Raw genomic sequence first — 6,909 nt, forward strand, 5'->3', positions numbered from 1 at the left:
ATCTGCACGCCCTGCCCCAGCTGGCGCTCGACCGACAGCGGCAGGGCGTCGGCGATCCAGCCGGCGGCCGCCGGCAACAGATGGAGATAGCCCAGCGCCAGCAGCGCCACGGTGGCGGCGGCCGCCGCCAGCACGCCGCGCCAGCTGTGCTGCAAGCGCACCACCAGGCTGTCGCGGTGGCCGGTTGCGCGCAGCAGCAGTTCGAAGCCGGCCCGGTCGTCGATTTCCAGGTAGGCGCCGTCGGCGAAGGTCACCTTGCGCGCCGCGTGGCGGCTGCGCTCGGACACGCGCAGCTCCGCCAGCGGCGCTGCGCGCCGGGCGTCCCCGTCCAGTTGGGCGACGCCGTTCTCCACCGTCAGCGTCACGCGGTGCAGGCGCGACGTGCGGCCGTCGAAATAGCGCGCGGCGACCGCGGCGGCGGGGTGCTGCGCGCCGCTCATAACGAGAGGTCGTAGTCCATGAACTCGGCCATGCCTTCGCCGGCCGCGCCGACTTCGCCGTCCGGCACGGCGGTGATGTCGTCCAGGCTGCCGTCCACCAGCAGCGACGTCGACTCCAGGCGGTAGCGCATCGCCCGCACGTGCGCGAACGGCAGGAACAGGCCCAGCGTGCAGATCACGGCCAGATAATTGGTGACGGTGATGAACACCAGCCGGCTCCAGCGCATGTCGGACCGGAAGCGATGCTGTTCCAGGCTGGTGTGGTTCCAGATCAGCTTTTGCAGCATGTTCATGAACAGCGGGTAGACCACGAAAAACCAGGCGTAGAACAGCAGCAGGAACAAGCCGGTTTCGCCGGCCGCCTCGGCGCTGCTGGCCGGCGCCGGCGTGCGCTTCATCATGAACCAGAACAGCGCCACCATGCCGCCGCCGCCGATCAGCAGCAAGCCGCCATACAACTTATAAAAATCCGCGACGCTGGCGTCGAAGGAAAACCGCGCCTTGCCGTAACGGCTCTCATTATGCTGCCAGGCCTTGGCGCGCTGGTGGATGAACGGCGTGGCCAGGCCGAGGGTCACGCCGTTCAGCAGCGGGCGCACCAGGTAGTTGGTATAGGCGTCGCGCACATCGCCAACGAAGCGGAAGCGGATGCCGCGGTAGCTGGTGTTATGCAGGCGGAATTGCAGGCTCTTCCAGATGAACCACGGCGAAGCGATCCCCATGCCCAGCGCCACCGCCACCGCCGCCAGCGGCGCCCAGGCGGAGGCCGCCATGTAGATGCCGAAGATCACGGCGGCCACGATGCGGCCCTTGAGGATGGCGACCGGATTGCCGTGGTATTCGAAGCTGCTGCCGGCCAGCTCGGTGCTGGAATAGAAGTACTGGTTGCGCCGCACCTTGGCCCAGGCCGAATAGATGCCCAGCGTGACGACGGTCAGCAACAGGTTGACTATCCAGATGCGGAAATACTCGCCGCCCGTGGCGTGAAAACGCAAGCGTTGCGCTTGCTCCCCTTGCACTTGTTGCATGGATGCTCCCGGCATTAACAAAGCATCAACGATGCCGATAAAAAACAACATTGTCAACGGGAAACTGCATTTTTAGCAATGTCCACCGGGGCTGTCGGCGCCCACCGTCCGATGGGGTAAAATGGCGGCCACTGTTCATTCCGGGTTCATCATGCTAGACAATCTTACCCAACGCCTTGCCAAGGTCGTTAAAACCATGCGCGGCGAGGCCCGCCTGACCGAAGCCAACACCGCCGAGATGCTGCGCGAAGTGCGCCTGGCGCTGCTCGAGGCCGACGTCGCCCTGCCGGCCGTGCGCGAATTCATCGCCAGGGTCAAGGAAAAGGCCATGGGCGAGGAAGTGATCTCCTCGCTGACGCCGGGCCAGGCCCTGGTGGGCGTGGTGCAGCGCGAGCTGGCCGCCATCATGGGCGCCGACCTCGGCCCCGAGGCCGCGCAGCTGAGCTTTGCCCAGCAGCCGCCGGCGATCATCCTGATGGCCGGCCTGCAAGGTGTGGGTAAAACCACCACCGTCGGCAAGCTGGCCAAGTACCTCAAGGAAGAAAAGAAAAAGAAAGTGCTGACCGTCTCGGCCGACGTCTACCGTCCCGCCGCGATCGCCCAGCTGCAATCGGTGACCGGCCAGGTCGGCGCCGACTTCTTCCCGTCCACCGCGCAGGACAAGCCGGTCGAGATCGCGCTGGCCGCGCTGGACTGGGCCAAGAAACACTACCACGACGTGCTGATCATCGACACCGCCGGCCGCCTCGGCATCGACGAGCAGATGATGCAGGAGATCGCCGCCGTGCACGCGGCGGTCAAGCCGATCGAGACGCTGTTCGTGGTCGACGCCATGCTGGGCCAGGACGCCATCAACACCGCCAAGGCCTTCAACGACGCGCTGCCGCTGACCGGCATCGTGCTCACCAAGCTCGACGGCGACTCGCGCGGCGGCGCCGCGCTGTCGGTGCGCCACATCACCGGCAAGCCGATCAAGTTTGCCGGCGTGTCGGAAAAACTGGACGGCCTGGAAGCGTTCGACCCGGCCCGCATGGCCAACCGCGTGCTGGGCATGGGCGACATCATGGCGCTGGTGGAAGAGGCGCGCAAGGGCGTCGACAGCAAGGCCGCGGCCGAGCTGGCGGCCAAGGTCAAGTCCGGCGGCAAGTTCGACATGAACGACTTCAAGGCGCAGCTGGGCCAGATGAAGAAGATGGGCGGCATGGCCAGCCTGGTGGACAAGCTGCCGGCGCAGTTCCAGCAGGCCGCCGGCGGCGCCAACATGGACCAGGCCGACAAGCAGGTGCGGCGCATGGTCGGCATCATCGACTCGATGACGCCGCAGGAACGCGCCAAGCCCGAGCTGATCAAGGCCACCCGCAAGCGCCGCATCGCGGCCGGCGCCGGCGTGCAGGTGCAGGAGGTCAACCGCATGCTGACCCAGTTCGAGCAGATGCAGACCATGATGAAAAAGCTCTCGGGCGGCGGCATGATGAAGATGATGCGCTCGATGAAGGGCATGATGCCGGGCATGCGCTAAGTCGGGTCGCGCCCGCGCCTGCACAGGGAAAAGCGCGCCGCCACGGTGCGCTGCCCCGCGAAAGCCCGTGTTTACGTGGTGTTTCCGGGAAAAAACGCGAAAAACACTTGCATACTCGGTAAATCACCACCAATATTAGCCGGTGCGATCAATTGCGCAATTTTCCATGTGTTCGTTAAGGAGGCTCGAAGATGGCAACAGCCAAAAAAACCCCAGCAGCAGCACCAGCTAAGAAAGCCGCCGCGAAACCGGCAGCCGCGAAGAAAGCAGCACCCGCTAAAGCAGCAGCCAAGCCAGCAGTGAAAAAAGCAGCCGCTCCGGCCGCACCGCGCAAACCGAACGCCGCCTTCATGAAAGCGATGACGCCATCGGCCACCCTGGCCGCCGTGGTGGGCGCCGCCCCGCTGCCACGCACCGAAGTCACCAAAAAAGTCTGGGATTACATCAAAAAGCTCGACCTGCAAGATCCGGCCAACCGCCGCATGATCAATGCCGACGACAAGCTGAAAGCTGTATTCGGCGGCAAAGCCCAAGTGTCCATGTTCGAAATGACCAAGCTCATTTCCGACCACCTGAAATAAGCGCAGCGGCCAGTACAGCCGCGCCGGGATGCCGTCCTCGCTCACGCGACGACGGCATTTTTTATGTGCAAGGTGGGGTCAAGTCTGACATTCGGACACGAGCTCTGCCGTAGACGCGGGTCTACGGCAGAGCTCGTGTCCGAATGTCAGACTTGACCCCATTTTCTTTCCAGTTGTTCCAGGCCGAGAGCACGGCGTTCGGGTATTCGGGCCGGCCGCGGCTGCCGTTGTAGCGACCCAGCGCCAGGTACAGGTTGCCCGCCTCCATGTCGATGTACATGCGCAGGATGGCGCAGCCGTAGCGCAGGTTGGTCTGCATGTTGAACAGCGCGCTGCGGTTGCGGTCGCCGATCACGTTGGTCCAGAACGGCATGACCTGCATGTAGCCGCGCGCGCCCACCATCGATACCGCGTATTTGCGGTAGGCCGATTCCACCTGGATCAGCCCCAGCACCATGCCCGGCTCCAGCCCGGCGCGCCGCGCTTCGTACCACACGGTGGCCAGGAATTCGTTGCGGGTCTGGGCGTCGGGCAGCTTGCGCTGCAGCCGCGCCGACGCCTGCGCCAGCCAACCCTGGTAGCGCTGGCGCTCGGTCTCGCTGCGGAAGGTCGGCTGCGGCGGGGTGGCGTCCTTGATGGCGTTGGCCAGCGCCAGCCGCACCGAGTCGGCCAGCGCTTCCTCTTTCTGGTTGCCGGCGTGGGCGTTTGTCGTCAGCGCCAGCGTCAGCAAAAGTCCATACAGCCAGCTTCGTCGTTCCCGCGAACGCGGGAACCCATGCTGAGTGTCCTGCCCGGCGCAGTATGGATTCCCGCTTTCGCGGGAATGACAGCGGCGGCGCATGATCACGCCGCCATTTTGCCTTTGATGAAGCTGACGATGTCGGCCACCGGCACGGCGGTCGCCTCGGTGTCGCGGCGGCCCTGGTATTCCAGGTTGCCTTCCTTCAGGCCGCGCTCGCCGATCACCACGCGGTGCGGCACGCCGATCAGCTCCCAGTCGGCGAACATGCCGCCCGGACGCAGGCCGCGGTCGTCGAGGATGACGTCGATGCCGGCCGCCTGCGCGTCGGCGTACAGCTGCTCGGTCGCCTGCTTGACCGCCTCGCTGCGGTCCATGCCCATCGGGCACAGCACCAGCTCGAACGGCGCCAGCGACGCCGGCCAGATGATGCCCTTGTCGTCGAAGTTCTGCTCGATCGCCGCGCCCAGGATGCGGGTCACGCCGATGCCGTAGCAGCCCATCTGCAGCGGCGCCGGCTTGCCGTTCTCGTCGAGGAAGGTGGCCTTCATCGATTCCGAGTACGCGGTGCCGAGCTGGAACACGTGGCCCACCTCGATGCCGCGCTCGATCGCCAGCACGCCCTTGCCGTCCGGCGAGGCGTCGCCCGCCACCACGTTGCGCAGGTCGGCCACGATGGCCGGCTCGGCCATGTCGCGGCCCCAGTTGGCGCCGGTGTAGTGGTAGCCGGCGTCGTTGGCGCCGCACACGAAGTCCGCCATGTTGGCCACCGTGCGGTCGGCCACCACGGTGACCGCGGCCTTGGTGCCGATCGGGCCCAGGTAGCCCGGCACGCAGCCGTACACTTCCAGGATCTCGGCCTCGGTCGAGAAGCGGTGCGCCGCCAGGCCCGGCACCTTGCCGACCTTGACTTCGTTCAGTTCATGGTCGCCGCGCAGCAGCAACATGAAATACTGTTTAGCCAGTTTGCCGTCGGTCTCGGTCTCCACCGTCAGCGCGATGGTCTTGACGGTCCGCGCCAGGTCCAGCTTGAGCAGCTCGGCCACCGCCTCGCACTTGGTGGCGTCCGGCGTGGACGTCTTGGTCAGCGCCTGCGCGGCGGCCGGACGGGCGGCGGCCAGCGGCAGCGCCTCGGCCGCCTCCATGTTGGCCGCGTAATCCGAGCTCTCGCAGTACACGATGGCGTCCTCGCCGGTGCTGGCGATGACGTGGAATTCATGCGATCCGGTGCCGCCGATGGCGCCGTTGTCGGCCGCCACCGCGCGGAACTTCAGGCCGAAGCGGGTGAAGATCGCCACGTAGGCGTCGAACATGACCTTGTACGACGCTTGCATGCCGGCCAGGTCGCGGTCGAACGAGTAGGCGTCCTTCATGGTGAACTCGCGGCCGCGCATCAGGCCGAAACGGGGACGGCGCTCGTCGCGGAACTTGGTCTGGATGTGGTAAAAATTCAACGGAAGCTGCCGGTAGGATTTAATTTCCGACCGCACCACATCGGTGATGACTTCCTCGGACGTCGGCTGGATCGCGAAATCGCGGCCATGACGATCCTTCACGCGCATCAGCTCCGGACCCATCTTGTCCCAGCGCCCGGTCTCCTGCCACAGCTCGGCCGGCTGCACCAACGGCATCAGCAGCTCAATGGCGGCGGCCTTGTTCATCTCCTCGCGGATGATGGCCTCGACCTTGCGGATGATCCGCAGGCCCATCGGCATGTAGGTGTAGATGCCCGAACCGAGGCGTTTGATCATCCCGGCGCGCATCATTAACTGGTGGCTGACGATCTCGGCGTCGGACGGAGCTTCTTTAAGCGTGGAAATAAAAAATCGTGAGGCGCGCATACGGTGAATTCTTTTTAAAAAGAGAGAGTTATAATCAACCTAATTTTAAAGGATTAGCTGGCTGATGCGTCCATACTTTATACAAATGCGTTCAATTGATGCCTCTCCGGCCGTTTTCGTACCCCGAAAACCCAGCCGTAGCGCGGTTTTGTGGGCAAAAATATAAGCAGGGAGCTCGGTCGCAGAAAGTTTGAGGTGCAATATGCTCGATCGTGAAGGGTTTCGGCCCAACGTCGGCATCATCCTGCTGAACGCCCAGAACGAGGTGTGGTGGGGCAAGCGGGTGCGCGAGCACTCATGGCAATTTCCGCAAGGCGGCATCAAATATGGGGAAACGCCGGAACAGGCGATGTACCGGGAGCTGGAAGAGGAAATCGGATTACGGGCGGAACATGTCAAGATCGTCGGCCGCACGCGCGACTGGTTGCGCTATGAGGTGCCCGACCACTTCATCAAGCGGGAGATCCGCGGCCACTACCGCGGCCAGAAGCAGATTTGGTTCCTGTTGCGCATGTGCGCGCGCGACAACGACGTCAACCTGCGCCTGACCGACCATCCCGAGTTCGACGCCTGGCGCTGGCACGACTACTGGGTGCCGCTGGACGTGGTGATCGAGTTCAAGCGCGAGGTCTACCAGCGCGCGCTGCAGGAGCTGTCGCGCTTCCTGACCTGGCCGGCCAACGGCCACGAGCGGCGCCACCACGGTTCGCGCTACCTGCGCCAGCCGCATCCGCCGCGCCCCGCGGCCGAGGCGCCGGCCC

7 protein-coding genes are annotated in these 6,909 nt (G+C 64.8%); 3 read left to right on the forward strand and 4 right to left on the reverse strand.

What is annotated here, in order from left to right; all coding sequences use genetic code 11:
• A partial coding sequence (locus tag GTP90_RS34140; protein ID WP_443093315.1) for a DUF7092 domain-containing protein occupies positions 1 to 440 on the reverse strand: 440 nt, incomplete at its 3' end.
• Positions 437 to 1,468 (reverse strand): YjgN family protein, encoded by a 1,032-nt coding sequence (locus GTP90_RS34145; protein WP_161087683.1) that lies wholly within the window; start codon positions 1,466 to 1,468, stop codon positions 437 to 439. The genes GTP90_RS34140 and GTP90_RS34145, both read right to left, overlap by 4 nt.
• 151 nt (positions 1,469 to 1,619) lie before the next feature.
• On the opposite strand from GTP90_RS34145, the gene ffh reads away from it, so the two are divergent.
• A complete protein-coding gene (gene ffh, locus GTP90_RS34150; RefSeq protein WP_161087684.1) occupies positions 1,620 to 2,987 on the forward strand; it encodes a signal recognition particle protein in 1,368 nt (455 codons plus the stop codon).
• A gap of 191 nt (positions 2,988 to 3,178) precedes the next feature.
• Entirely contained in the window at positions 3,179 to 3,568 is a 390-nt protein-coding gene (locus tag GTP90_RS34155) for an SWIB/MDM2 domain-containing protein (protein WP_117012092.1), read from the forward strand.
• 121 nt (positions 3,569 to 3,689) lie between these two features.
• Here the strand turns inward: GTP90_RS34155 and GTP90_RS34160 are convergent, their stop codons facing one another.
• Together GTP90_RS34160 and GTP90_RS34165 are read right to left on the reverse strand one after the other, a co-directional pair.
• A complete protein-coding gene (locus GTP90_RS34160; protein ID WP_371875170.1) occupies positions 3,690 to 4,415 on the reverse strand; it encodes a lytic transglycosylase domain-containing protein in 726 nt (241 codons plus the stop codon).
• Positions 4,412 to 6,148 (reverse strand): proline--tRNA ligase, encoded by a 1,737-nt coding sequence (locus GTP90_RS34165; protein WP_161087685.1) that lies wholly within the window; start codon positions 6,146 to 6,148, stop codon positions 4,412 to 4,414. The genes GTP90_RS34160 and GTP90_RS34165 overlap by 4 nt, the downstream gene beginning before the upstream one ends.
• 202 nt (positions 6,149 to 6,350) lie before the next feature.
• Between GTP90_RS34165 and GTP90_RS34170 the strand changes: the two genes are divergently transcribed.
• Positions 6,351 to 6,909: RNA pyrophosphohydrolase (locus GTP90_RS34170; RefSeq protein ID WP_161087686.1), on the forward strand; the 559-nt coding region annotated here is incomplete at its 3' end.

Origin of the sequence: Duganella vulcania (genome assembly GCF_009857655.1) — a bacterium.
Lineage (GTDB): Bacteria > Pseudomonadota > Gammaproteobacteria > Burkholderiales > Burkholderiaceae_D > Rugamonas > Rugamonas vulcania.

Bases quoted from the DNA above. Each gene is read 5' to 3' on its own strand.
- GTP90_RS34145 (WP_161087683.1), bottom strand. From the start codon at position 1,468: ATGCAACAAGTGCAAGGGGAGCAAGCGCAACGCTTGCGTTTTCACGCC.
- GTP90_RS34155 (WP_117012092.1), top strand. From the start codon at position 3,179: ATGGCAACAGCCAAAAAAACCCCAGCAGCAGCACCAGCTAAGAAAGCC.
- ffh (WP_161087684.1), top strand. From the start codon at position 1,620: ATGCTAGACAATCTTACCCAACGCCTTGCCAAGGTCGTTAAAACCATG.
- GTP90_RS34165 (WP_161087685.1), bottom strand. From the start codon at position 6,148: ATGCGCGCCTCACGATTTTTTATTTCCACGCTTAAAGAAGCTCCGTCC.